This is a genomic window from Streptomyces sp. NPDC002793 (assembly GCF_040295485.1).
Taxonomy (GTDB): Bacteria; Actinomycetota; Actinomycetes; order Streptomycetales; family Streptomycetaceae; genus Streptomyces.
Genome location: NZ_JBEOVL010000007.1, coordinates 180,059 through 204,165, shown reverse-complemented (window position 1 = coordinate 204,165; position 24,107 = coordinate 180,059). Strand labels below are relative to the sequence as shown.

The following is a 24,107-nucleotide window of genomic DNA, read 5'->3' as shown; positions in this document are numbered from 1 at the left end:
TCGGACCTGTTCGGGCTGCTCCCCGGAGCAGCGCTCCGACATGTCCGACGGCGCGCTCCGCACCACGGATCCGACCGGCTCCACCGGTCCGGTGGATCTCCCGTCCCCGCCGACGGACGGCCCGAACGGGCCTCCGTAGCAACGAGTTCACAGTGCGCACCGGAGACAGGGTCCGATGACCAGGAACCCCTCCCCCGGCGTGTCCGCACCACCTGGGACCGCTCCACGGCCCGGTCCTTGTTCAGCGACTACGACGGTATCCCCACCCCGTAAGGAATCGGGTTGCGCGATCATCTGCGCGCCCTCGACAGCTGAGGAAACGGAATTCGTATGAGCCGCACGAGCCGCACCACCCTGCGCCGATCCCGAACGGCGCTCATCGCCGCAGGAGCACTCGTCGCCGCCGCGGCGGGCTCCGCGGCAGCGGTGGCACCCTTTGGGGCCTCCGCCGCCGCGGCAGCAGGCTGCACCGTCGACTACAAGATCCAGAACCAGTGGAACGGGGGTCTCACGGCCTCGGTGACCGTCAAGAACCTGGGCGACGCCGTATCCGGCTGGCAATTGCAGTGGGCGTTCGCGGGCGGCGAGAAGGTCAGTCAGGGCTGGAACGCCACCGTCTCGCAGAGCGGGACCACCGTCACCGCGAAGGACGCCGGCTACAACGCCGCCCTGGCCACCGGGTCCTCCGCCACCTTCGGGTTCAACGCGACCGGGAGCGGCAACAGCACCGTGCCCGCGACGTTCAAGCTGAACGGCGTCACCTGCGACGGAGGCACCACGGGTCCGACCGATCCCCCGGACCCGACCGACCCGCCCGAGGGTGCCCAGGCCGACAACCCCTACCAGGGTGCCGAGGTCTACGTGAACCCGGAGTGGTCGGACAACGCCAAGGCGGAGCCGGGCGGCAGCAGGATCGCCGACCAGCCGACCGGGGTGTGGCTCGACCGCATCGCCGCCATCGAGGGCGCCAACGGCGCGATGGGCCTGCGTGACCACCTGGACGAGGCCCTGACCCAGAAGGGTTCCGGCGAACTCGTCGTCCAGGTCGTCATCTACAACCTGCCCGGACGCGACTGCGCGGCGCTCGCCTCCAACGGCGAGCTCGGCCCCACCGAGATCGACCGGTACAAGACCGAGTACATCGACCCGATCGCGGCCATCCTGGCCGACGAGAAGTACGCGGGTCTGCGCATCGTCACGACCGTCGAGATCGACTCCCTGCCGAACCTGGTCACCAACGCAGGCGGCCGGCCCACCGCCACGCCCGCCTGTGACGTCATGAAGGCCAACGGCAACTACGTCAAGGGCGTCGGCTACGCGCTCAACAAGCTCGGCGACGCGCCGAACGTCTACAACTACATCGACGCGGGGCACCACGGCTGGATCGGCTGGGACGACAACTTCGGCCCCTCCGCCGACATCTTCCACGAGGCCGCGACCGCCGAGGGCGCGACCGTCAACGACGTGCACGGTTTCATCACCAACACGGCCAACTACAGCGCCCTCAAGGAGGAGAACTTCTCCATCGACGACGCCGTGAACGGAACCTCCGTGCGGCAGTCCAAGTGGGTCGACTGGAACCGCTACACGGACGAACTGTCGTTCGCCCAGGCATTCCGCAACGAGCTGGTCTCGGTCGGCTTCAACTCCGACATCGGCATGCTGATCGACACCTCGCGCAACGGCTGGGGCGGTGCGAACCGGCCGAGCGGTCCGGGTGCCTCCACCAATGTCGACACCTATGTGGACGGGGGACGCTACGACCGGCGCATCCACCTGGGCAACTGGTGCAACCAGTCCGGAGCCGGGCTCGGCGAGCGACCGCAGGCAGCTCCGGAAGCGGGAATCGACGCGTACGTCTGGATGAAGCCCCCGGGGGAGTCGGACGGATCCAGCAAGCAGATCCCGAACGACGAGGGCAAGGGGTTCGACCGGATGTGTGACCCGACGTACGAGGGCAACGCCCGCAACAACAACAACATGTCCGGGGCCCTGGGTGACGCTCCGGTCTCCGGCAAGTGGTTCTCGGCCCAGTTCCAGGAGCTCATGAAGAACGCCTACCCGGCGCTCTAGGCCCCTCGTCGGCGGGCTCCGGGTGCTTCCCCGCCCGGGCCCTCCCGACGACCGCGCCACCTGCCGAACAGAGCGCGTCCGCGAGCAACCGGCGCGGACGCGCTCCGGCGTGCGGCGGGCCCGGTCCCGGGTCCGCCACCGCGCTTCGTCCTGCTCCCGGCGGCGGGCCCGGTTCCGGCCGGAGCCCGCCGTGCGGGCTTCACGGCCACCGCCGCAGCCGGTTCGTCCGAGAGGACGTGGTAGCGGTGGCTGATGCGGCGCCCCACCACCGCGTATCCCAGCAGCGCGCCCGCCGTATTGAGGATCACGTCATCGATGTCGAAAGCCCGCCCCGCCACGAGTGCGCCCTGAGTGAGCTCGACGACAGCCATGACCAGGACCGTCAGCACGGTCATCCGGATCATCCGGAGCCGCCGCGGTACCAGGATCGGCAGCAGCACGCCGAACGGTGCTCCGAGCAGTAGATTTCCGCCGGCCTGCTTGCACGCAGCGAGGAAGGTGTAGTCCTCCGCGTACTGCCGCAGTGACCGCCCCGGCCTCAGGTTGGACGTCACGAGATCCTCCGACGCCGGTGACGGTGTGAGCGTCACCTTCGCCAGAACCACGGAGAACGCGACGAGCGCGAGGAACGTCACGGCCAGGGCTGTCGCGCGCAGGAGCAGACGACCGGCATTCCTGCGTCGACCACGGGGACCCACCTCTGCTGTCATGGCGGAGCGGATGCCCCGAACCCGGGCGGCCACACCCGGGGCCGGGTGCGACCATGTGCGCATGAGCACACGGAAGAAGGACGAGCTACTGGCGGAAGCCGTGCGACTGCGTGAACAGGGGCACCCCGAACAGGCCAGGGAGCGTCTCCTCGCCCTCACCGCGACGTTCCCCGCCGCGGCGGACGTCGCCTATCAGACCGCCTGGGTCCACGATGTGCTCGGCCTCGAAGCGGAGGCGGTGCCGTACTACGAACGGTGCCTGCAGGGCGACGGCCTCACCGACGGGGAACGCCGCGGGGCGCTACTGGGCCTCGGCAGCACCTACCGCGTCCTCGGCAGGTTCGGGCAGGCCGTCGAGACGCTCCGGAGCGGGGTGTCGGAATTCCCGGACGACGGGGCGCTGCGGACCTTTCTGTCCATGGCCCTGTTCAACACCGGCGAGCATCACGAGGCCATGCAGCTTCTGCTGCGACTTTTGGCGACGACGAGCGACAGCCCGCAGGTACAGCAGTACCGGCCCGCCATCGAGCACTACGCGGCCGACCTCACGCGGACGATGTGAGCCTGCGGGCCGCGGGGAGAAAGGGGGAGCCCCGACCGGATCGGGGGAATCCAGCCGGGGCGGCTCGGGGGCGGAGGTGATGACGGACACCCGCTCAGCGGGTTCCTGCCCTCACCCCACGCATATATGAACGATAAACCACCACTCACCGTTCCCGGGAATCGGGATGCCTTGGCGTGATCCACCCCACGACCGCGCAGGCCGGGGCAGACCCCTGCGGCGAATCGGTGGCACCGCCGCCTCTCAACGGGCCTCACGGAAGACGACGTGACGCCCTGCGGCCGGGTCGAACTTCCGCAGTTCCAGTCGGTCGGGGTCATTCCGGCGACTCTTCCGCGTCACATAGGTGTGGCCGGTTCCGGCCGTGGACCTGAGCAGAACGACGGGCCTGGTATCGCTGCGCGGCATGGGACCTCCAGACGGTGTCGACCCCACCCCAGGATCAGAATGGGTGTCGTTTTCACTTCGCCTCCCACAACACGTACGAGTGCATCATCATTCCCGCGCCCGAACGAATGATTCACGCACCTCTGATCGCTATCTCGAACACGCCATCGAATAACGGTGCGGGCCAATACGGGAACGACAGGGCCGCAATTCCGCGTATGCCCAGATCCCGGCCTGCGCGAGCCGCGTGGGACCGCACACGCGGGCGTACGCCTGACGGCTCACGCCGGGCGACTTGCGTCAACTCCCCTCCAAGGGCAAGGCTGTTCGCCGGACCCTTACCTCGCTCAGCCGTCGGCATATGCCGAAAGCAAGAACGTATCGAGTGTCGCCAAACCCCTTACGGGGCCCCCAAGCCTGTGCAACAGTCGTGTTCCGGTCCACCCCACGAACCGGCCGTACCGCCTGTATCGGAGTACCAGATGCCGTCCCATCTGTTTGCGGACCGCCCCGCCCCCCAGCCGCCCGAGCGGGATGCCGTCGACGCCTTGATCAACCGGACCCGACTGCTGCGCGGCGACGTGGACGCCGTCCGGCGCGACAGTTCCGTGGTCGACGACGAGGATCCTCAGGTGCGTTGGCAGCGGGCGCTCTGCGAGCTCGCCGTCCATCAGCTCGACGACCTCGGCGAGCATCTGGGACAGCTACGGGACGGCATCCCCCAGGCCATGACCGCCGAACCCGCGCGGGAGGCCACCGCGGAGGCGCCGGCCACCCCGCCGCCGGGCTCGCTCCTGAGCAGGGTCGGCAGTGCCGACTGGAACCTTCTCACCGACGAGGTCAGTTGGTCCGACGAGCTGTATCAGATCTTCGACAGGGCTCCGGAGGCAGGTGCCCTCTCTCTGGACGAGCTGCCCTCCCTGCTGCTCGCGGAGGACCAGCCCCTCCTGACCTCGATGGTGACCGAGTGTCTGGTGGACGGCAGGCCGATAGACGGGGAGTTCCGCATCCTGCTGCCCGACGGCGGTCTGCGCACCCTGCACATGATGGGCGAACCCGTCCTCGACGGGGACGGCTGCACCGCTTCCATGTGGGCGGTCCTGCGCGATGTCAGCAGGCTACGGCGCAGCCAGCACATCGTGAGCAGGACTCGGGACACGGTGCGACGCCGGCAGGAGATGGCCAGGACCGAACACCGGGTGGCAGTCGAACTCCAGAAGACCGTCCTTCCGTCATGGCACGGTTCACTGCCGGATTCCGGCCCTGGCGCAAGCGGCCTGGACCTCGCCGCCCACTACCTGCCGTCGGGTTCGAGCGACCTGATCGGCGGCGACTGGTACGACGCTGTGCCGCTCCCGGACGGCAGGACTCTGCTCACCGTCGGTGACCTCACCGGCCATGGGATCCCGGCCACATCGGCCATGGCGATGCTGCTGGGCGCGCTTCGAGGCATGGCCGTCGCGGGCGTCGACCCGGGCACGGCCATGGGCCATCTGAACGAACTGATCGAATGCTCGGCACAGCCTGCCCTGGGGAGCGCCGTGTGCTGTCGCTTCGACTCCGCGAGCGGCACGCTCGTCTGGGCACAGGCAGGGCACCCCGCACCGCTGCTGTTCCGCAACGGAGTGGGGCGTCCTCTGCCAGCACCTGACGGAGTGCTTCTCGGGGCCGCATCCGGAGTCACCTATGAGCAGGACCAGGTAGACCTGCTTCCCGGCGATGTGCTCCTACTGCACACCGATGGACTGACACGGCGGGGCGACCGGAGCACCGACCCGGACATGCTTCTGGGACTGGCGCCTCGGTTCGCGCGGGCCAGCACAGCACAGGACTGCTTACAGGTCCTGATCGAGGCGCTCGGATCGGCCGAACGGCTGCACGACGCCTGCGTGTTGGTGGCGCGCGTCGACGCGTGAAGAACCTCTGGATCACCCCGTGCCCGCCGGGTCAGATCTGGGAGCCTTTGGTCTTCTTGCCGGACGCCTGGCGGGGCAGTACGAGTTCGATCTCCTCGCGCAGGTCTTCGATCTTGGCATATCCCGCGAACTGGCCGGTGAGCCGGTACATCTCCCGCAGCCGGTCCCAGGTCCGGAGTGAGGAGGTCTCCCCCATCGACACCAGAGCGAGCCGTGCGTACCGGTCGGCCTGTTCGGGGTCGTCGGCGATGAAGCATGCCGAGGCGAGCGAGATGTAGTCGAAGATCTTGGATCGTTGGCGGCCGTTTATCCGCAGGTCGAGTGCCTGCTTGGCGTGGCGCTGGGCGGTGGAGGCCACCCCTGGGTCGTGCTCGGCCAGCGTACGGAAGGCCAGGGCCTGCATCCCGTGCATGTCCGCCTCGTCGAACATCTGCATCCAGCTCGGGGGCGGTACATCGCCCTTGTCCGAGACGAAGAGTTCCTCGGCCTCGCCGAGGGTACGGCGCATGGCCTGCCCTCGTCCCATCGCGGCCTGAGCCCAGGCCTCGATGGTGTGCAGCATCGCGCGGGTGCGCGGGAGGGTCTCCTCCCCGGAACCGGACTTGGCGAGCTTCATCAGGTCCAGTGCCTCATCCGGGCGACCCAGATGGACCATCTGACGAGCGGCGCGGGAGAGCGCCTCGCCCGCCCGGGGACGGTCGCCGCCCTCACGCGCCGCGTGGGCTGCGATCACGAAGTACTTCTGGGCGGTGGGCTCGAGGCCGACGTCGTGAGACATCCAGCCGGCGAGAACCGCGAGGTTGGCGGCGACGCCCCAGAGACGGCGCTGCAGATGCTCGGGGTGGTGGTAGGCGAGCATGCCGCCCACTTCGTTGAGCTGGCCCACCACCGCCTTGCGCTGGAGCCCACCTCCTCTGGAGGCGTCCCAGGCCCGGAACACCTCGACCGAGCGCTCGAGGGCCTCGATCTCCTCGGAACCGATGGGCGCCGCCTCGTAGAGGTCGAAGCCGGCGTTGTCGGCGTACAGGGGGTCGTTGAGTCGGGAGCCCCGGGCCGCCGGAGCCGGATCGGAGTGGAGCCAGTCGTGCATGGCGCCGGTGATGGCTGAGCCAGCGGTGAGCGCGGCGCCCGCGCCCACCAAGCCGCGTCGGTTGAGCATGAGGTCCATTCCCGTGAATTCGGTGAGGACCGCTGCCGTCCGTTCGGGCGCCCACGGCAAACCGTCGGGATTGTCTTCCGTCCCGGCTTTTCGCCGCTTCCCCACACGCCCGCGCCGGCCGAACCCTAGGTCCTCGATGGTCACGACACGGCCGAGCCGCTCGGTGAACAGAGCCGCCAGCACGTCCGGCACGGGATCTCGGGGGCACTCCCCCATGTCGATCCATCGCCGCACCCGCGAGGTGTCGGTGGCCAGTTGGAGGTGGCCCATGGCCGCCGCCTGCCTGTTCACCATTCTCGCGAGTTCGCCCTTGGACCAGCCGGCCAGGCCGAACAGGTCGGACAGACGGGTGTTGGGTTCTCCGGTCACGTCAAGCCCCCAGGTTCTCGGCTGACTTGACCCTAGCTCCCTGGCGGATGCCCGGCGAATATTCGCCAGGGTTCGCCAGGGGTCGCTAGATGTTGTGCCACCCACCGTCCGGTGTCAGGTAGGAAAGCGCCACCCCGCCCGGCAGCCCTAGGTACTCCCCAGGGTGCCGAACGGCCGCCGGCCGGGGCGGCGCACGCAACTTGTCGGCGCACGAAGGGATCTGTCTCGCCCATGTACACAGCATCGTCCTCCGTGTCCGCCCCGCCCCGGCCACTTCGTCCCCTGGGGGCGGGTGGCGGGCCCTATCTCGACCCCCGCGCCGCGTCACCGGCGTCCGGCGCGGGTAGGACCCGGCGGGCGGCGGGGCCGGGCTCCCAGCCGCTGAGCGGCAGACTGGACTTGTCGGGCCCTCAGGGTGCGCAGCTTCGGATGGCCATCGCCTCGGTGCACCGCATCTGCCCGGAGTTCAATCCGGTGCAGGTGCTGCGACGCAGTGGGCGCTCGGTGCTCATCGTGGGCACGACGGGCCGGGCGACCGCGGTGGCCAAGTGTTTACTCGATCACTCCCCCGCGTGGACGGAGCGGTTCCGGCACGAAATAGCGGCATACCGCGCGTTCGTCAGGCACCGCCCGCCGGTCCGGGTCCCTCGGCTCATCGCCGCCGACCCGGAGAACTGCACCCTGGTGATCGAGCGGATGCCCGGCCGCGTCGCGGCGCTGACGAGGCATCCCGCCGAGGCGCCGCCCCGTGCGGACCTGCGGGCCGTCCTCGGAGCGGTCAGCCAGGTCAACGCCTGGAGGCCACCGGCCGGTCTGTTCGAGGCGCCCCTGGACTACGCCTCACGCATCGCCCGTTACCACGAATTGGGACTGTTCACCGATCGCGATCTGGGTGACCTGCAGAAGCTGCTGCACGGTCTGGCCCATGCGGGCGGGCGGCAGGGCATGGGCCAGTTCTGTCACGGCGACGCGCTGCTCTCGAACATCCTGCTGCCACCCACCGGGCCCGTCCTGGTCGACTGGGAGCACGCCGGCTGGTACCTGCCGGGATACGACCTCGCGACGCTCTGGGCCGTACTGGGTGACGCACCGGCGTCACGGCGCCAGATCAGTCAGCTGGCGCAGGCGGCAGGATCCGCCGCCCGTGACGCGTTCCTGGTCAACCTCATGATCGTACTGACCCGGGAGATCCGTACATACGAAACGGCTGTCCAGCGTGCCATGCGTGAGGGCGCTCCGGCAGGGAGCGGGCAGTCACGGCACGGTGTGCTGTCCTCCGGCGAGGAGCAACGGCTGCTGCTGCGCAGGCTGCACGACGACTGCGCGATGGCCCGACGGGCCGTGCGCGCAGCAGTGGGCACACGCTGACCACGCCGGTTCGACCGGCCTGACGGACGGGGGGAAGCGCGCTGCGGGACCGGTGCCGACACACGGGTCCCGCAGTGCGCCGTTCCGGTGTCCGCCTTGTTGTACGGAACCGCGTTACTTCCCTGCCGGGCAGATCGACGCTCTTGATCCAGACCGTGAACGTTCCGGTCGCACGTGCTCGCCCCGGCCGTCCGGGGTGCAGTGTGCCGCCGGACCCGAATTCGTGTGACTATTCCGCGCTGTGCGTGCCCCGGATGGCCGAAGGGTAGCTCTGGCGCCGACAGAACCGGCCCACGTGGGCCACGCTTATTTCTCGAAAGGCCGGACACACATGGCACAGCCCTTCTCACTGCCGGACTTCTACGTGCCGTACCCGGCACGTCTCAATCCTCATCTGGAGTCGGCCCGGAGCCACACCCGTACGTGGGCGCGTGGAATGGGGATGCTGGAGGGCTCCGGTATCTGGGAAGAGACGGACCTCGAATCCCACGACTACGCGCTGCTCTGCTCCTACACCCATCCCGACTGCTCGGCAGAGGCCTTGTCCTTGGTCACCGACTGGTACGTGTGGGTCTTCTTCTTCGACGACCACTTCCTCGAACTGTTCAAACGCACCCCTGACCGTGAGGGCGGGAAGCGGTATCTGGACAGGCTGCCCGCCTTCATGCCCATGGAGCGGGGTGCGGCGACGCCGGAGCCGACCAATCCGGTGGAAGCGGGGCTGGCCGATCTCTGGGCCAGGACCGTGCCGGGCATGTCCGATGCCTGGCGGGCCCGGTTCGCCGAGGCGACGGAGAATCTGCTCAACGAATCCCTGTGGGAGCTCTCGAACATCAACGAGGGACGGATCGCCAACCCTGTCGAGTACATCGAGATGCGCCGCAAGGTGGGCGGAGCGCCCTGGTCGGCGGGGCTGGTCGAGTACGCGGCGAACGCGGAGGTGCCCGAATCGGTGGCGGCGTCGCGCCCGTTGCGGGTGCTGAGGGACGCGTTCTCCGACGGCGTGCATCTGCGCAACGATCTGTTCTCGTACCAGCGTGAGGTCGAGGACGAGGGCGAGAACAGCAACGGCGTACTGGTCCTGGAGAGGTTCCTGAGCTGCTCGACCCAGGAGGCGGCGGAAGCGGTCAACGATCTGTTGACGTCCCGCCTCCAGCAGTTCGAGAACACCGCCCTCACCGAACTCGGTCCGCTGTGCGCGGAGAAGGGCCTGACCGCCGACGAGACCGTCGCTGTCCTGGCGTATGTGAAAGGGCTCCAGGACTGGCAGTCCGGCGGTCATGAGTGGCACATGCGCTCCAGCCGCTACATGAACGGTGGCGGCGGGGGGCAGAGCGTGCCCGGTTTCGGCATGGCCGCCGCTTCGCTCCGCTTCACCCCACGCTCGGAGACGTTCCGCAGGCGCAGCCACTCCCATGCGCCGTACCAGCACGTCGGCCCGTCCCTGCTGCCCGACTTCGACCTGCCGTTCAGCACGACGCTGAGCCCGCATCTGGACGGGGCACGGGTGCGGATCGTGGAGTGGTCGCGCCGGATGGGACTGCTGGAGGCGCAGCCGGGTGTGCCGGGTTCACACATCTGGGACGAGGAGCGGCTCGTCGCGACGGATCTGCCGCTCTGCGCGGCGGGGCTGCAGCCTGATGCGACTCCGGACGAGCTCGATCTGTCCTCGGGGTGGCTGACCTGGGGGACGTACGGCGACGACTGGTTCCCGGTGGTGCACGGCCGGACCCGTGATCTGGCCGGGGCACGACTGGCCAACGAGCGGCTGTCGCTCTTCATGCCACTGGACGGGGCGTCCGTGCCGGAGCCTGTCAACGCGCTGGAGCGGGGCCTTGCCGATCTCTGGGAGCGGACCGCGGGCCCGATGGACGGGAGCGGGCGCCGGGCCTTCCGCGAGGCGGTGGAGTCGATGACGGCGAGCTGGCTCTGGGAGCTGGCGAACCAGGCACAGAACCGGATTCCCGATCCGGTCGACTACATGGAGATGCGCCGGGCCACGTTCGGTTCGGACCTGACGATGAGCCTGTGCCGGCTGGGACACGGCAGGAAAGTGCCGGACGCTGTCTACCGCAGCGGACCGATGCGGTCCCTGGAGAACGCGGCAGCGGATTACGCATGTCTGCTCAACGACCTGTTCTCGTACCAGAAGGAGATCGAGTACGAGGGTGAGGTGCACAACGGCGTTCTGGTCGTGCAGAACTTCTTCGGGGTGGACTATCCGACGGGTGTCGCGATCGTGCACGATCTGATGAATTCACGGATGCGCCAGTTCCAGCACGTGGCCGAGCAGGAACTACCGGTCCTGTACGACGACTTCGGCCTGGGCGCGGAGGCCCGGGAGGTCCTGGCCGGCTATGTGGTGGAGCTCCAACACTGGCTGGCGGGGATCCTGATCTGGCACCGGGACTGCCGGCGCTACCGCGAGGAGGATCTTCGCCGGGGCACCGGAACCCCGTGGCACCTCAGCGGGCCCACGGGGTTGGGGACGTCAGCAGCGCGGGTGACACGGCTGCTGACGCCGCGGGGACACTTCAGCCCTGTTGGAACAGCTCCGCGGGAAGTGGCTTCAGCAAGGCGTACAGATCGTCGGTGATCGGCCGGTCCCAGCTGGCGATGGTGACGAGCACGCCGTCGCTCCGGTCGAACTGGACGCAGGAGATCCGGCTCTCGGAGAGCTTGATCCGGCGCACGATCAGCAGGCTGTCTCCCTGCATGACGGGCATGTCCTCGGTGCCGGTCACTTCGACCGGCTCGTCGTTCTCCAGGGCGAGGAGCAGTTGGGCCACCTCGAAGGGGACCTGGCCCTCCTCGGTCTCGCGGGCCGGTGAGCCCTCCGGGAGATTCCCGATGATCATCGCGGGGCCGCGGCCGCCGAACAGGTCGTAGCGCAGGAACACACCCTGGCAGCTCCCGTCAGGAGCGGGCAGCAGACCGGCGCCGAGATTGCCGGGCCAGTCCCCCGGATCCATGGCCAGGACGTCGAAGTCCGGGCCCGCGGGTGTGGCGGCGCTACGGCGGCGGAGGAAGGACATGGGGCCATGTTACGTGTCCCGGCTCACGTTGCGGAGCCGGGCACTCCTACGCGGACTCCACGGCCAGCGCTTCGAGCACCTGAACCGCTTCGATCGCACGTGCGTACGGCACGAACAGATGGTCGTGATGGAATCCGGCGACCACGTTGCAGCTGATCCCGGCGTCCGTGAGGGCCAGGGAAACCGCTGCGGTCAGTCCGACGGCGTCCAGCGCGGAATGCACACGGAGCGTGATCCAGCCGGCTTCGAAGTGCCACGCCAGTCCCGATGCCACGGCCTGCGCCTCGGGGACGACGAGGGTCAGCCCTTCCTGCTCGGCGACGGTGACCACCGGAGCGACGCCGACGGGCACCCTGCCGTCGGGCACGGTCGTATAGACGAAGCGGCCGGGTCTCAGCTCCGGTCGCATGCCGTGCAGCAGTTTTCGAAGATCGCGTTCGCCGGTCATGAGGCCACGCTACGGCGGTGCGGAAGGTGTGGGCGCCGGGGGCGTAAGCCATTCAGGCACGCCATGTGTCCATACGCTCACCTTGCGTGGCACCTGGGGTTGATCGCCCATAACTTCGGCTCATGAGTAAAAGACACATGAAATGCCTGGCGGGCATCAGCGTCGCCACGGCCACGGCCCTGGGCCTCGCGGCTGTCCCTTCCGTCGCGTCCGGTGACAGTGACCGTGTGGTGCGTCCGGGCGAATCGATCCAGACGGCGGTGGACGCCGCGAGGCCCGGGGACACCGTCGTCGTCCTGCCGGGCACGTACCGCGAGAGCGTCCTGATCACCACTCCCGGCCTGACCCTGCGCGGCACCGGTGAGCGGACGGTGATCGTGCCGGCAGCCGCGAAGGGCACCAAGGCCGCACACGCCTGTGCCGCGGGTGGGAACGGCATCTGCGTCATCGGGACGAAGGGGCACACGGTCGACGACGTCCGTATCCGTTCGCTGACCGTGTCCGGCTTCGACAAGAGCGGGGTCTGGGCGTCCTGGACGGACCGGCTCTCCGTCCACGGGGTGGCCGCCCGCGAGAACGGAACCTGGGGTATCGCACAGGAGCGGTCCACCCGCGGCTACTTCCGGAACAACATCGCCACCGGCAACGGCGACGCGGGCGTCTTCGTCGCCAACTCGGTCACCGAGGAGGGCGGAGCGACCGACACCGGCGGGACCCGGATCGTGGAGAACTCCGTGAGCGGGAACCGCATCGGTGTCACCGCCCGCCGGGTCCGGAACCTCGTGATCGACGGCAACACCATGACCGGCAACTGCAGCGGTGTGTTCGTCGTGGGCGACGAGTCCAAGCCTGCGGCCGGGGCGATGACGATCAGCGGCAACCGGATCCTCGAGAACAACAAGTTCTGTCCGGCGACCCCCCGTCTGTCCGCCATCCAGGGGTCCGGCATCGTCCTCACCGGCAGCGAGGCCACGACCGTACGTTCCAACGACATCAGGGGCAACGTCGGCTCGACCCCGCTCTCCGGCGGCATCCTGCTGTTCAAGAGCTTCGTCGGCGCGCTGAACACCGACAACACCATCAGCGAGAACCGCGTACGCGGCAACAAGCCGGCCGACCTCGCCGACCGCGACACCGCGGGCACCGGCAACAGCTTCGTCCGCAACACGTGCGGGACGTCCGTCCCGGCCGGCATGTGCGCCGGATGACGGCGCGGCACCGCACCAGGAGAAAGGAGACGGTATGACAACAGTGAGCCCCACCCCCGACACCACCCCCGTCGTCACTCCTCCCCCGGCGCCGCAGGTTGACGCCGCCCACACCCCGCCGCCGGCCATGCGACTGCGGGAGCTCGCGTTCGGAGCGGCCTGCGCGGCCGCCGTTCGTGCGGCGGCCCGGCTGGGCATCGCCGACGCGCTCGGTGAGAAGCCGGCATCCGCCCCTGAGCTCGCCCTGATCGTGGACGCCGAGCCCGCGCCTCTGCGACGGCTGCTGCGCGCCCTGTGCTGCTACGGGATCTTCGGTGAGACTGCGGACGGGAAGTTCGTCCACACGGAGATGTCCCGGCTGCTGCGTGAGGACGACCCGAACAGCCTGCGGTACATCGCCCTGTGGTGCACGGAGCCGTGGACCTGGGAGGTCTGGCCGCGGCTGGACGACGCGGTGCGCTCCGGCACGAGCGTCTTCCCGGAGACGTTCGGCAAGGGCTTCTTCGACTATCTCCACCAGGACGCGGGCGAGTCGGCCCAGGTGTTCAACCGCGCCATGACCACGTCCAGCGTCCAGTCCGCGCAGGACGTCGCCGGCCTCCTGGACCTCACCGGGGTGTCCTCGGTCGCCGATATCGGCGGCGGTCAGGGGCACGTACTCGCCAGCCTGCTGGAGAAGCACCCCTCGGTCCACGGGACCCTCCTGGACCTGCCGGGAGTCGTGGCGCGCGCGGACGCGCGGCTGCGGGACGGCGGCGGGCTCGCGGACCGGGTGCGGATCGTTGCCGGGGACTGCCGTGAGGACATCCCGTTCGAGGTGGATCTGTACATCATCAAGAACATCCTCGAATGGGACGACGAGAGCACCGCCAGGACCCTGGCCAACGTGGTCGCCGCGGCTCGTCCGGGCGCCCGTGTGGTGATCATCGAGAACCTCGTCGACGACACCCCGTCGATGCGGTTCACCACCGCCATGGACCTGCTGCTCCTGCTGAACGTCGGTGGCGCCAAGCACACCAGGGAGAGCCTGGTCGGGCGGATGACGGATGCGGGCCTGCGGGTCGGCGAGGTCCATCCCGTCAACGCGTACCTGCACGCGTTCGAGTGCGTCGTGCCGTAGCACGGACCCCGGCGCGCGCTGATCGCCCCGGGTCCGGCACAGAGGTGCCGGACCCGGGGCGATCTCGTGTGTCAGGCGGAGCCGTCGCGCTGCCAGCGGTAGAACTGCTGCGCCATCGCGTCCTTCGGGCCCCGCCAGGTCTGCGGGTCGTAAGGGCTCACGAACGCGGTCAGCTGCTCACTGACGGCCTTGAACTCCGGATGTTCCGTCACCTTGGCGATCTCCGGGCCCGGGGGCCGGTCGCTTTCGATCAGGTGCAGGTACACATCGCCGAACTGAAACAGAGTTCGTCTGTTGACGCCTACGAGATGAGGCAGTTCGGTGTTGTCCGAAGCCTCGAAGAGCCTCGCGATGTCCGGTGCGGATTCGGGCGCCATCCGGGCGACGATCAGTGCGTGGTGCATCCGGCTGCCTTTCCGGGCATCAGTTGGCGGGGACCGAGGCTGCACGGCGTTCCCGGTCGCGCTGCTCGATCTTGTCGCGGATGAGCTCCAGCTGGACGCGCGAGTTGCGGTTGATGTTGTCGGTCATCCAGGCGTCGTCCACCGGTGCGTCGGGACGCATCGCGAAGTCCTGGCGCCAGTGCATCCGTGTGCCGCCCGGAACCTCGGAGTACTCCCACCGGATGTCCATGTGCTGGAACGGACCGGGCTCGACCCTCCGGGCGCGTACGTTGCGTCCCTGGCGGTCCGTGGTGCGCTCCGAGACCCAGCTCCAGACCTTGCCGTTGTCGTCGGGCTTCATGGTGAGCCGGAAGGTGGTCTTCTGGCCCTCACGCTTGATCACCTCGACGGCCGCGTACTCGCTGAACAGCTGCGGCCAGTTCTCGAGGTCGTTCGTCATGTCCCAGACGAGGTCCAGGGGAGCAGCGATGGTGATCTCGTTCTCGGTGTGTCCGGACACGTCAGGCTCCTGTCACGAGGGTGTTGTTCACCAGGTCGAGGAACTCGCCGGGCGTCTTGCACCGGTCGGCGTCGACCGGCAGCGGGTGGCCGTACCGGTTCTCGAGCGCGGCCACGATGCCGAGCAGGCCGAGCGAGTCCAGGCCGTACTCGTCGAAGGCCGACTCGGGGCGGCTCGCCATCTGGGACGGGTCGACCGTGAGGCCGGCACCGTTCTTCATCAGCGTGGCCAGTTCTTCGTACGTCAGTCGAGCGGTCATGAGGGGCTACTCCTTCTCAGAGCGGGGTGTCGGTGGGGTGGCGCAGGATCAGGGCCGAGTTCGAACCCATCAGCCCGCGGCTCAGCACGAGCGCCGTACGCAGTTCGGCCGGGCGCGCACGCCCTGTGACCACGTCCAGGTCGTGGCACACCTCGAAGACGTTGGGCGTCGGCGGGATCAGGCCGTGTTCCATGGCCAGCACGGCGGCAGCGGTGTCGAGTACGGGTGCGCCGCAGTAGGCGCGGCCCGTACCGGTCTTGGGTGCGGTCACCGGGACGCGCCGTCCGTGCGGGCCCAGGGCATCGGCGATCGCGAGGGCTTCGGCCCGGTCGGCGGAGGGCACACCCAGCGCGTCCGCGAAGACGACGTCGATCTCCTCGGGAGCGCAGTCCGCCTCTCGGAGCGCCCCTTCGATCGCCCGGGCCAGCCCTGCGCGGGAATCGTCCCACCGGGCCGCGCCGGTGAAGGTGGCGGCGTGGCCGGCGAGTTCGGCACGGACGCGTGCGCCTCGGTCGCGGGCCGCCGCCTCCTCCTCGACCACCAGCATGGCGCCGCCCTCCGCCGGTACGAATCCGCAGGCGTCCGCGGTGAACGGCCGGTAGGCACGGGTGGGTTCGTCGCAGAGGCTGAGGCCGTCGTAACCGAGCTGGCACACGATCGAGTACGGGGCGAGCGGGGCCTCGGCCGCGCCGACGACGACGGCGTCCGTGCCCCGCCGGATGGAACGTCCGGCGTGCATGAGCGCGTCCAGTCCGCCGGCCTCGTCGCTGGCCACGACCGCGCACGGCCCCTTGAAACCGCCCCTGATCGAGATCTGACCGGTGCTGGCAGCGTAGAACCAGGCGATGGACTGGTAGGGGCCGACGAAGCGGGAGCCGTCACCCCACAGCCGCTGCAGCTCGCGCTGGCCGAACTCACCGCCTCCGGAGCCGGCGGCGGTGACCACGCCCACTTTGAACGGCGCGCCTTCGTAGTCCGCGCGTCCGAGCCGGGCGTCGTCCAGGGCGAGGTCGGCGGCGGCCATCGCGTAGTGCGTGTACCGGTCGGTCTGGACGAGGAAGCGCTCCTCGATGTACGCGACCGGGTCGAAGTCCCTGACCTCGCCCGCGACCCGCAGCGGGAGATTCTCGCAGCCCTCACGGGAGATGAGGTCGAGGACGCCGACACCGTCCTGGGTCTGCTTCCAGAAAGCACCGGCGCCGATCCCGTTGGGGGCGACGACACCGATTCCCGTGATGACGGAGTTCCGGTTTGCCGGGGTGTTCATGGGGTCCTCCCGCCTGATCGGGTCATCGCGACGGCGGACTGGAACCCGCCGAAGCCGCTGCCGACCGAGAGCACGCTGCGCAGCTTGAGGGGCCGTGCGGTGCGGGGTACGTAGTCGAGATCGCACTCGGGGTCCGCGGTCTCGTAGTTGGCGGTCGGCGGCACCGTCTGGTGCTTGAGCGCCAGGACGCAGGCGGCGATCTCGATCGCGCCGATGGCGCCGAGGGAGTGGCCGACCATCGATTTGATCGAACTCATCGGCACCTTGTACGCGTGCGCGCCCAGGGCCCGTTTCACCGCTGCCGTCTCGTGCCGGTCGTTCTGCTTGGTTCCAGAGCCGTGCGCGTTGACGTAGTCGACCTGCGTCTTGTCCAGACGGGCGTGCGCGAGAGCGGTGTTGATGGCCTCGGCCATCTCCAGCCCTTCCGTGGTCAGCCCGGTCATGTGGTAGGCGTTGCCGAAGGTGGCGTAGCCGGATATCTCGCAGTAGACGGTGGCGCCGCGGGCCCGCGCGTGTTCCAGCTCCTCGAGTACGAGGACGGCGCCGCCCTCACCCATGACGAAGCCGTCGCGGCGGGCGTCGAACGGCCGGGAGGCGTGCTCCGGGTCGTCGTTGTTCGCCGAGGTCGCCTTGATCGCGTCGAAACAGGCCACCGTGATGGGGGTGATCGGTGTGTCGGACGCCCCGGCGACACAGATGTCGACCCGGCCCTCCTCGACGGAGTGGAATGCGTACCCGATCGCGTCGAGGCCTGAGGTGCAGCCGGTCGAGACCGTCTGCACCGGCCCGTGCGCGCCGACCTCCTCCGCGACCGCGGACGCGAGGGTGCTGGGCGCGAACGCCCGCTCCAGGTGGGCGCCCGCCGGCCGGTGGTCGACGTCCCAGCGCGCGCCGCTGCCGCTGACGGCGACGTAGTCGTGCTCCAGGCGGGTGGTGCCGCCGACCGCAGTCCCGAGGGACACCCCCATGCGCCAGGGGTCCTCCTTCTCGAGGTCGAGTCCGGCATCGCCCAGGGCCTCGCGTGCCGCCACCAGGGCGAACTGGATGTACCGGTCCGAGCGGGCGATCAGGTCCGCGTCCAGGCCGTGGGCGACTGGATCGAAGTCGCACTCGGCGGCGATACGCGAACGGAACTGTGCCGGGTCGAACAGCGTGATGCCGCGTGTCGCCGTACGGCCGTCGGCGAGCAGATCCCAGAACGCCGGGGCACCTATTCCACCGGGCGCGACGACGCCGACCCCGGTGACTGCCACGCGCCGCCGGGTCATGACGCCGCTCCCGTTCGTTCTGGCGGCGCGTAGCCGTCGCCGGTGTCCGCGGTCTCCGTGACCTCGGTGTCCACGTGGCCGAGCTCGGGGCGCGGGGCGAGCGGGCCGAGGTGGAAGACCATGCGCGCTTCCACGTCACCCACGTTGCGGAAGCGGTGACGGACGTGCGGCGGGATCAGCAGGCCCTGGTCGGGCCGCATCGCATGCGCTTCGCCGTCCAGGTCCACTTCGAGGAGTCCGTCCACGACGTACACGAACTCCTCGGAGTACGGGTGGTAGTGCTCGCCGATGCGGTCACCGGGTGCGACGGTGGCCAGTCCCATGAAGCCGCTGGTGGCGCCCACCGCCGTGGGGGTGAGCATGGCGCGCAGGTCGCCGCCGCGCCTGCGGTTGTGCTGAGTCTCGCTGAGGTCCACGATGCGAGGCCGGTGGGTGGTCATGGCTGTTCTCCTCCATGCACGTTGTGCGGTGTGGCGGCAGCACGGGGTGGCCCCACTGCCGGTGGGCTTCAGGACTCGGTGGCCCGGCGGTCGGTGATCAGGTTCATCTCGGCCTGCGCGAGGAAGCGCGCGGCCTCCTGGTCGGTCGTCGGCATGCCGTTCGCACCACCGTCGAGCAGCCGGCCGAGCGTGGCCGCCTTGCGGTCACCGCCGATGCCGAGTGCCTGTGCGGGCTGTGCGTCGAGTGGGCCGCTCACTTCGAGGAGCCGCACCACGATGTCGTCGCGCTGGAAGATGGTGCTGCTCTCGATGGGGCTGGCCACGTCGTCCGCCGCTTCCTCGTCCTGGCCTGCGAGCAGCCGGGCCAGTGCCATGCCGCAGCCTTCCTTTGCCTGGTAGAACAGCGAGTGCCGCTGGACGTCCTCGGGGGCGTGACGGCCGGCCGTCACGTGGTGGACGGTCGGGAGCGCGGCCCGGGTGAAGAACATCCGGGCGGAGTCGGGGTCGCTGAGGTCGCGGTCCTGTTCCAGATACGGGTTGATGGCCTCCTCGACGGCCCTGACCTCGGGCTGGCGGGAGACGTGGCGCAGGGCGGCCATGAGGTCGCCCTCGACCTCGACCGCGCGCACGACCCGGTTCCCGTGCATGAAGAGCGAGGTGCGGCGCAGCCGGGTGTTCTCGTCGACGCGCGCCTGCGGGGAGTCGTAGTCGGCGAGGATCTTCGCGACCATCTCCTCCGTGCCGGGCTTCACAGTGAAGGTGAGCGCGTGGCGCACGACGCCGTCGCCCAGCCGCGGGGCGGACTGGAGGCGGCCCTTGAGAGGCTCGGGCTTGTTCTCGAACGCGGCCCCGGTCTCCCGCAGAACGCTGAAGCGGAGGGATCGAGTGTCGCGTACACAGCTGTGCAGCGGCTGTACCGTCGCCACGTGCTCCTCGCTGTTCACCCAGGCGAGGAAGGGCGGCGCGCTCTCCCACTCGCTGGTGATCAGCCATTGCGAGGGGTTCTCGATGGACTGGCACAGCTGGTCGCTGATGTGTCCGGGGATCGAGGCCACCTGGTTGCGCATGTGCTCGTACGCCTCGAGGAACTGGTTCTGGGCGCCGTCGTGCAGGTCCAGCAGCAGTATGACCCGGAGCCTCGAACCGTCGAAGGCGGACTGAGATATCCGTTCCGAGAGGGTTGTCATCTTTCGCTCTCCTTCGAGACGGTGCGGCGGCCACGTCACGTGGCCCCTCGTCATCCGTCGGTTTCGGTGGAAGCGGCGCAGGTCCCTGCTCGCCGGCGTGTGACGTCCGCCCCGCTTCGCGGGCATCGCTCCCGCGACTGATCGTGGAACGGCTCTACGGGTGGCGCGAGATTTATGAACCGTTCAGGTGAGGAGGCACCCGTGGCCCGGCCGAAGTCCTCCTGCGAGGGCATGGACACTGCATCCGTCACGCGTCCGAGCTGGAGCTACTGATGAACGAGAACGTCGACCTCCGCGTACCGGTCCTCATCGTGGGCGGCTCCCTGGTGGGCCTGTCCGCCTCCCTCTTCCTGAGCCGGCTCGGCGTCCGTCACCTGCTGGTGGAGAAACACGGCAGCACCTCGACGCACCCGCGGGGGCGCGGGAACAACGTCCGCACGATGGAGCTGTTCCGGACCGCGGGCGCGGAGCGGCTGATCCGGGACGCGGCATCCGTGCTGGCGGACAATCACGGCATCCTGCAGGCCGGGTCGCTCACCGGGGACGACCAGGAGTGGCTGTTCAAGGAGATCGACCCGGGCGGCGGACTCGCGCGGTTCAGCCCGAGCGGCTGGTGCCTGTGCAGCCAGAACGACCTGGAGCCCGTGCTGGTCGCGCACGCCCGGGCGCAGGGCAGCGACCTGCGGTTCTCCACCGAGCTGCTCACCTTCGAGCAGGACACGGACGGAGTCACCGCCGTGGTGAAGGACCGCGGGAGCGGGGAGCACACCACGGTGCGCGCCGACTACCTCGTCGCGGCCGACGGACCCCGCAGCCCGGTCCGGGAGCAGCTGGGCATCGGCTGTACGGGTCCTGGGGACCTCTTCCACAACGTGAGCATCACGTTCCGCTCCCGACGGCTCGCCTCCGTGGTGGGCGACCGGCGCTTCATCGTCTGCTACCTGACCGATCCGGAGGCGGACGGGGCGTTGCTGCCGGTGGACAACGAGGAGCGGTGGGTGTTCCACGCGCCGTGGCGGCCCGACCGGGGCGAGACGTTGGAGGACTTCACCGACGAGCGGTGCGCGGAGCACATCCGCAGGGCGGTCGGAGCGCCGGACCTGGACATCGAGATCACCGGCAAGGCCCCGTGGCACGCGGCCGAGCGGGTCGCCGAACGGTACGGTTCCGGCCGGGTCTTTCTCGCCGGTGACTCGGCGCACGAGATGTCCCCCACCGGGGCCTTCGGCTCCAACACCGGTATTCAGGACGCGCACAACCTCGCCTGGAAGCTGGCTGCCGTGATCGGCGAGGCGGCGGGGCCGGGGCTGCTCCGGACGTACGAGGAGGAGCGGCTGCCGGTGGCGAAGGCGACGAGTGCGCGTGCGTCGGCCCGTTCGGGAGAGCACAGCCACCCGGGCTACGCCGGCTCCCCGGGCCCGGGCGGTGACGGCCGCAAGGGTGGCATGCTCACGGTCGCGCTCGGATACCGCTATGTGCGGGGCGCCGTCCTGGGCGTCGACCCGGGCCTTCCGGTGGTACCGGAGGGCATGGGCCTGACGGGTGAACCCGGCACCCGGGCACCGCACATGTGGCTCCGCCGTGACGGCGGGCGCGTGTCGACCCTGGACCTCTACGAGAAGTCGTTCGTGCTGCTGAGCGATGCGCGGCATGCGGACTGGCGCGCGGCTGCGGAGCAGGTGGCGAAGCGTCTGGCGGTCCCCCTGGCCGCCCTCGGGATCGGTTCCGCCCCGGGTGCGGACCTGGCGCCCGAAGACGGGGCCGACTGGGCCGCCTCGCACGGCACGTCCCCCGAAGGCGCCGTCCTCGTGCGCCCCGACGGATTCGTGGCCTGGCGTTCCGAGGGCGCGGTCGCCGACCCCGAGGCGACCCTGTACGAGGTCATGGTGACTCTGCTCCACCGCGGCTGAGGGGCAGGTACGGCTGACGGGTTCCTCGGGCGGCCCGTCAGCCGATGCCGAACGACCTGATCTCGCCCAGGCGCTCGCGGGCGGCCTGGTCCGGGGCGTTCAGCTGGGCGTCGACGGAGGGGACGATCCGTCCGCCTGAACGCTGCTGACGTCGGGGGCGAGGAAGGCGGCGACGGTGCGGACGAAGTCGCCGGGACCGTCCATCCACGGGAAGTGGCCCGCGCCCCGCTGGACGACGAACTCCGCCCGGGGGAAGAGTGCGGCGAGTTCCGCGGCGCGGTCGGGGCTGGGCCCGCCGTCGTACTCTCCCGCGAGGACGAGCACGGGGACAGGCAGTGACCGCAGTGCGGCGACCGTGGCTCCGGTGTCGAGGCCGCTCTCCGGGTAGTAGAGCGAACCGGCCTCGGCGTTCCGCTGCGCGGGGGACGCGGCGGCGTGTGCGCGGGCCGCCTCGTCCCAGCGCCCGTACATGAACGGCCGGATTCCGGCCCAGGCCTCGGGCGTGGCACGTCCGGCCTGGATCTCCTCCAACGCGGCCCTGGCCGCCGCGTACCAGGGTTCGTGGGCGCGCAGCTCGGCGGCGTCGCGCCGGTCCTGGTCGGTGGCGGGCAGCCCCAGGGTGCCCGTACCGGAGGTGATGAGGGTGAGGGAACGCAGCCGCTTCGGATACCTCGCCGCGTAGAGGGCCGCGAGTTCTCCGGAGGCCGAGTGGCCCAGCACATCGGCCCGTTCGAGACCGAGGTGCGCGCGAAGCGCCTCGACGTCGTCGACGAGCCGGTCGATGCGGTACGTCGACGGGTCCTGCGGGACGGCGGAGTCCCCTGTGCCCCGCAGGTCGAGCAGCACCAGCTGCCGCACTCCGGACAGACCACCGAGGTCGCCGAAGTAGCGGGCCGCCCGCATGGGGCCGCCGGGCAGGCAGATCAGCGGTTCACCTTCGCCCACCAGGTGGTAGGCGAGTTCCGTTCCGTCGTACGAGCTGAAGATCGGCATGGGTGTCATCCAAACAGGTCGCGCGGTCCGATGGGGGTGCGTACGCCCGCCGCGAGTCGGATGACGGGTGCGGCGGCCCGGTGCGAGCCGGGCTTCCGGCCAGGAGTTGTCCACAGGCCGCACCCCGGCCTTGCCATGACCCCCCGCCTCCTGAATTACTGCTCCCAGGAGGCGACCGAACGGTCGGTCGCCGGTCGGCGAGGGGATGATCCGTATGACCGCGCTGCTGGACGCCGGCGAGCGGCTCGGCCGCGACGAGCTCGAGGCCCTGCAGTTGGAGCGCCTCCGGGCCACGCTGCGGCACGCGTACGAGCACGTCGGGTTCTACCGTGCGGCCTTCGACGAGGCGGGGTTGCGTCCCGAGGACTGCCGCACGCTCGCCGATCTCTCCCGCTTCCCGTTCACCGCCAAGTCCGACCTGCGCGCCGACTATCCGTTCGGGATGTTCGCCGTTCCCGAGGACCGGGTGCGGCGGATCCACGCCTCCAGCGGCACGACCGGGCAGCCGACGGTGGTCGGGTACACCGAGGGCGACCTGGACACCTGGGCCGACGTGGTGGCACGGTCGATCAGGGCGGCGGGCGGGCGCCCGGGCCACAAGGTACATGTGGCCTACGGGTACGGCCTGTTCACCGGGGGACTCGGAGCGCATTACGGGGCGGAGCGCCTCGGCTGCACCGTCGTTCCGGCCTCCGGTGGCATGACGGCACGTCAGGTGCGGCTGATCCAGGACTTCCGGCCCGAGATCATCATGATCACGCCTTCGTACATGCTGACGCTGCTGGACGAATTCGAGCGCCAGGGGGTCGATCCCCGTTCGACATCACTGAAGGTCGGCATCTTCGGCGCCGAGCCGTGGACCGAGCGGATGCGCGGCGAGATCGAGGAGCGTTTCGCCATCGACGCCGTCGACATATACGGACTGTCGGAGGTGATGGGCCCCGGTGTGGCGCAGGAGTGCGTCGAGACGAAGGACGGGCTGCACGTCTGGGAGGACCACTTCTACCCGGAGGTCGTCGACCCCCTCACCGGTGAGGTCCTGCCGGACGGGGAGAAGGGCGAACTGGTCTTCACCTCGCTGACCAAGGAGGCCATGCCGGTGATCCGTTACCGGACCCGGGACCTGACACGGCTGCTGCCGGGTACGGCGCGCGTCTTCCGCCGGATGGAGAAGGTCACCGGGCGCAGCGACGACATGGTGATCCTGCGCGGGGTGAACCTCTTCCCCACACAGATCGAGGAGATCGTGCTGCGGACTCCCGGGGTGGCCCCGCACTTCCAGCTGCGGCTGACCCGGCAGGGGCGGCTGGACGCCCTGACGGTGCGGGCGGAGGCCAGGACCGGCGCCACGACGGCGGAGCGCGAGGCGGCCGCGCTGTCGATCGCGGCCGCCGTGAAGGACGGGATCGGTGTGGGCGTCGGGGTCGAGATCGTCGCTCCGGAGACGCTGGAACGGTCGGTCGGCAAGATCAAGCGGATCGTGGACCTGCGGGAGGCCGACTGAGAAGCCGCTCACCGGCCGGGA

21 protein-coding genes and 1 pseudogene are annotated in these 24,107 nt (G+C 69.7%); 9 read left to right on the top strand and 13 right to left on the bottom strand.

Features of this window, described 5'->3' with window-relative positions; genetic code table 11:
* Nucleotides 1–330: 330 nt before the first annotated feature.
* Nucleotides 331–2,073: a glycoside hydrolase family 6 protein gene (locus ABT001_RS09475; RefSeq protein WP_351274738.1), complete on the top strand. Its 1,743-nt coding sequence runs from the start codon at nucleotides 331–333 to the stop codon at nucleotides 2,071–2,073.
* On the opposite strand, the gene ABT001_RS09470 is transcribed toward ABT001_RS09475, so the two are convergent.
* Nucleotides 2,070–2,783: a VanZ family protein gene (locus tag ABT001_RS09470; protein ID WP_351274825.1), complete on the bottom strand. Its 714-nt coding sequence runs from the start codon at nucleotides 2,781–2,783 to the stop codon at nucleotides 2,070–2,072. The two genes, ABT001_RS09475 and ABT001_RS09470, sit on opposite strands and share 4 nt — an antisense overlap.
* Nucleotides 2,784–2,844: 61 nt before the next feature.
* On the opposite strand from ABT001_RS09470, the gene ABT001_RS09465 reads away from it, so the two are divergent.
* Nucleotides 2,845–3,345, top strand: a complete 501-nt coding sequence (locus tag ABT001_RS09465; protein ID WP_351274736.1) for a tetratricopeptide repeat protein — start codon at nucleotides 2,845–2,847, stop codon at nucleotides 3,343–3,345.
* A gap of 243 nt (nucleotides 3,346–3,588) precedes the next feature.
* Here ABT001_RS09465 and rpmG read toward each other — a convergent pair whose 3' ends face one another.
* Nucleotides 3,589–3,753 carry a 50S ribosomal protein L33 gene (gene rpmG, locus ABT001_RS09460; RefSeq protein ID WP_351274734.1) on the bottom strand — a complete coding sequence of 55 codons (165 nt, stop codon included), beginning with the start codon at nucleotides 3,751–3,753 and terminating at the stop codon, nucleotides 3,589–3,591.
* 461 nt (nucleotides 3,754–4,214) lie between these two features.
* Between rpmG and ABT001_RS09455 the strand changes: the two genes are divergently transcribed.
* Complete coding sequence (locus ABT001_RS09455; protein ID WP_351274732.1) at nucleotides 4,215–5,648, top strand: PP2C family protein-serine/threonine phosphatase; 1,434 nt, start codon at nucleotides 4,215–4,217, stop codon at nucleotides 5,646–5,648.
* Between the two features lie 31 nt (nucleotides 5,649–5,679).
* Here ABT001_RS09455 and ABT001_RS09450 read toward each other — a convergent pair whose 3' ends face one another.
* Nucleotides 5,680–7,176 (bottom strand): DNA-binding protein NsdB, encoded by a 1,497-nt coding sequence (locus ABT001_RS09450; RefSeq protein WP_351274730.1) that lies wholly within the window; start codon nucleotides 7,174–7,176, stop codon nucleotides 5,680–5,682.
* A 231-nt stretch (nucleotides 7,177–7,407) separates the two neighbouring features.
* Here ABT001_RS09450 and ABT001_RS09445 point away from each other — a divergent pair, with 231 nt between their 5' ends.
* On the top strand, nucleotides 7,408–8,544 hold the full coding sequence (locus ABT001_RS09445; protein ID WP_351274728.1) for an aminoglycoside phosphotransferase family protein: 1,137 nt from the start codon (nucleotides 7,408–7,410) through the stop codon (nucleotides 8,542–8,544).
* 331 nt (nucleotides 8,545–8,875) lie between these two features.
* The gene (locus ABT001_RS09440) at nucleotides 8,876–11,140 is read left to right on the top strand and encodes a terpene synthase family protein (protein WP_351274726.1); all 2,265 of its coding nucleotides are present in this window, start codon (nucleotides 8,876–8,878) and stop codon (nucleotides 11,138–11,140) included.
* On the opposite strand, the gene ABT001_RS09435 is transcribed toward ABT001_RS09440, so the two are convergent.
* Both ABT001_RS09435 and ABT001_RS09430 read right to left on the bottom strand, forming a co-directional pair.
* Nucleotides 11,079–11,579: a hypothetical protein gene (locus tag ABT001_RS09435; protein WP_351274723.1), complete on the bottom strand. Its 501-nt coding sequence runs from the start codon at nucleotides 11,577–11,579 to the stop codon at nucleotides 11,079–11,081. The genes ABT001_RS09440 and ABT001_RS09435 overlap by 62 nt on opposite strands.
* A gap of 46 nt (nucleotides 11,580–11,625) precedes the next feature.
* Entirely contained in the window at nucleotides 11,626–12,027 is a 402-nt protein-coding gene (locus ABT001_RS09430) for an ACT domain-containing protein (RefSeq protein ID WP_351274720.1), read from the bottom strand.
* A 122-nt stretch (nucleotides 12,028–12,149) separates the two neighbouring features.
* Here ABT001_RS09430 and ABT001_RS09425 point away from each other — a divergent pair, with 122 nt between their 5' ends.
* Nucleotides 12,150–13,235, top strand: a complete 1,086-nt coding sequence (locus ABT001_RS09425; protein ID WP_351274717.1) for a right-handed parallel beta-helix repeat-containing protein — start codon at nucleotides 12,150–12,152, stop codon at nucleotides 13,233–13,235.
* A 34-nt stretch (nucleotides 13,236–13,269) separates the two neighbouring features.
* Complete coding sequence (locus tag ABT001_RS09420; protein ID WP_351274714.1) at nucleotides 13,270–14,355, top strand: methyltransferase; 1,086 nt, start codon at nucleotides 13,270–13,272, stop codon at nucleotides 14,353–14,355.
* A gap of 71 nt (nucleotides 14,356–14,426) precedes the next feature.
* On the opposite strand, the gene ABT001_RS09415 is transcribed toward ABT001_RS09420, so the two are convergent.
* The 7 genes from ABT001_RS09415 to ABT001_RS09385 all read right to left on the bottom strand — a co-directional run bounded on the left by ABT001_RS09415 (nucleotide 14,427) and on the right by ABT001_RS09385 (nucleotide 19,679).
* A complete protein-coding gene (locus ABT001_RS09415) occupies nucleotides 14,427–14,759 on the bottom strand; it encodes a TcmI family type II polyketide cyclase (RefSeq protein WP_351274711.1) in 333 nt (110 codons plus the stop codon).
* 19 nt (nucleotides 14,760–14,778) lie between these two features.
* Nucleotides 14,779–15,258: an SRPBCC family protein gene (locus ABT001_RS09410; protein WP_351274708.1), complete on the bottom strand. Its 480-nt coding sequence runs from the start codon at nucleotides 15,256–15,258 to the stop codon at nucleotides 14,779–14,781.
* 1 nt (nucleotide 15,259) lies between these two features.
* Nucleotides 15,260–15,517 (bottom strand): acyl carrier protein, encoded by a 258-nt coding sequence (locus ABT001_RS09405; protein WP_351274706.1) that lies wholly within the window; start codon nucleotides 15,515–15,517, stop codon nucleotides 15,260–15,262.
* A 16-nt stretch (nucleotides 15,518–15,533) separates the two neighbouring features.
* The gene (locus ABT001_RS09400) at nucleotides 15,534–16,784 is read right to left on the bottom strand and encodes a ketosynthase chain-length factor (RefSeq protein WP_351274703.1); all 1,251 of its coding nucleotides are present in this window, start codon (nucleotides 16,782–16,784) and stop codon (nucleotides 15,534–15,536) included.
* Nucleotides 16,781–18,052 carry a beta-ketoacyl-[acyl-carrier-protein] synthase family protein gene (locus ABT001_RS09395; protein WP_351274701.1) on the bottom strand — a complete coding sequence of 424 codons (1,272 nt, stop codon included), beginning with the start codon at nucleotides 18,050–18,052 and terminating at the stop codon, nucleotides 16,781–16,783. The genes ABT001_RS09400 and ABT001_RS09395 overlap by 4 nt, the downstream gene beginning before the upstream one ends.
* Complete coding sequence (locus tag ABT001_RS09390; RefSeq protein ID WP_351274698.1) at nucleotides 18,049–18,492, bottom strand: cupin domain-containing protein; 444 nt, start codon at nucleotides 18,490–18,492, stop codon at nucleotides 18,049–18,051. The genes ABT001_RS09395 and ABT001_RS09390 overlap by 4 nt, the downstream gene beginning before the upstream one ends.
* Nucleotides 18,493–18,560: 68 nt before the next feature.
* Nucleotides 18,561–19,679 (bottom strand): TcmI family type II polyketide cyclase, encoded by a 1,119-nt coding sequence (locus tag ABT001_RS09385; RefSeq protein WP_351274696.1) that lies wholly within the window; start codon nucleotides 19,677–19,679, stop codon nucleotides 18,561–18,563.
* 272 nt (nucleotides 19,680–19,951) lie between these two features.
* Between ABT001_RS09385 and ABT001_RS09380 the strand changes: the two genes are divergently transcribed.
* Nucleotides 19,952–21,589 (top strand): FAD-dependent oxidoreductase, encoded by a 1,638-nt coding sequence (locus ABT001_RS09380; RefSeq protein WP_351274694.1) that lies wholly within the window; start codon nucleotides 19,952–19,954, stop codon nucleotides 21,587–21,589.
* A gap of 126 nt (nucleotides 21,590–21,715) precedes the next feature.
* Here the strand turns inward: ABT001_RS09380 and ABT001_RS09375 are convergent.
* Nucleotides 21,716–22,582: pseudogene (locus tag ABT001_RS09375) on the bottom strand (alpha/beta fold hydrolase); the annotation flags it as partial.
* 214 nt (nucleotides 22,583–22,796) lie between these two features.
* On the opposite strand from ABT001_RS09375, the gene paaK reads away from it, so the two are divergent.
* A complete protein-coding gene (gene paaK / locus ABT001_RS09370; protein WP_351274692.1) occupies nucleotides 22,797–24,086 on the top strand; it encodes a phenylacetate--CoA ligase PaaK in 1,290 nt (429 codons plus the stop codon).
* The last annotated feature ends 21 nt before the right edge of the window (nucleotides 24,087–24,107 follow it).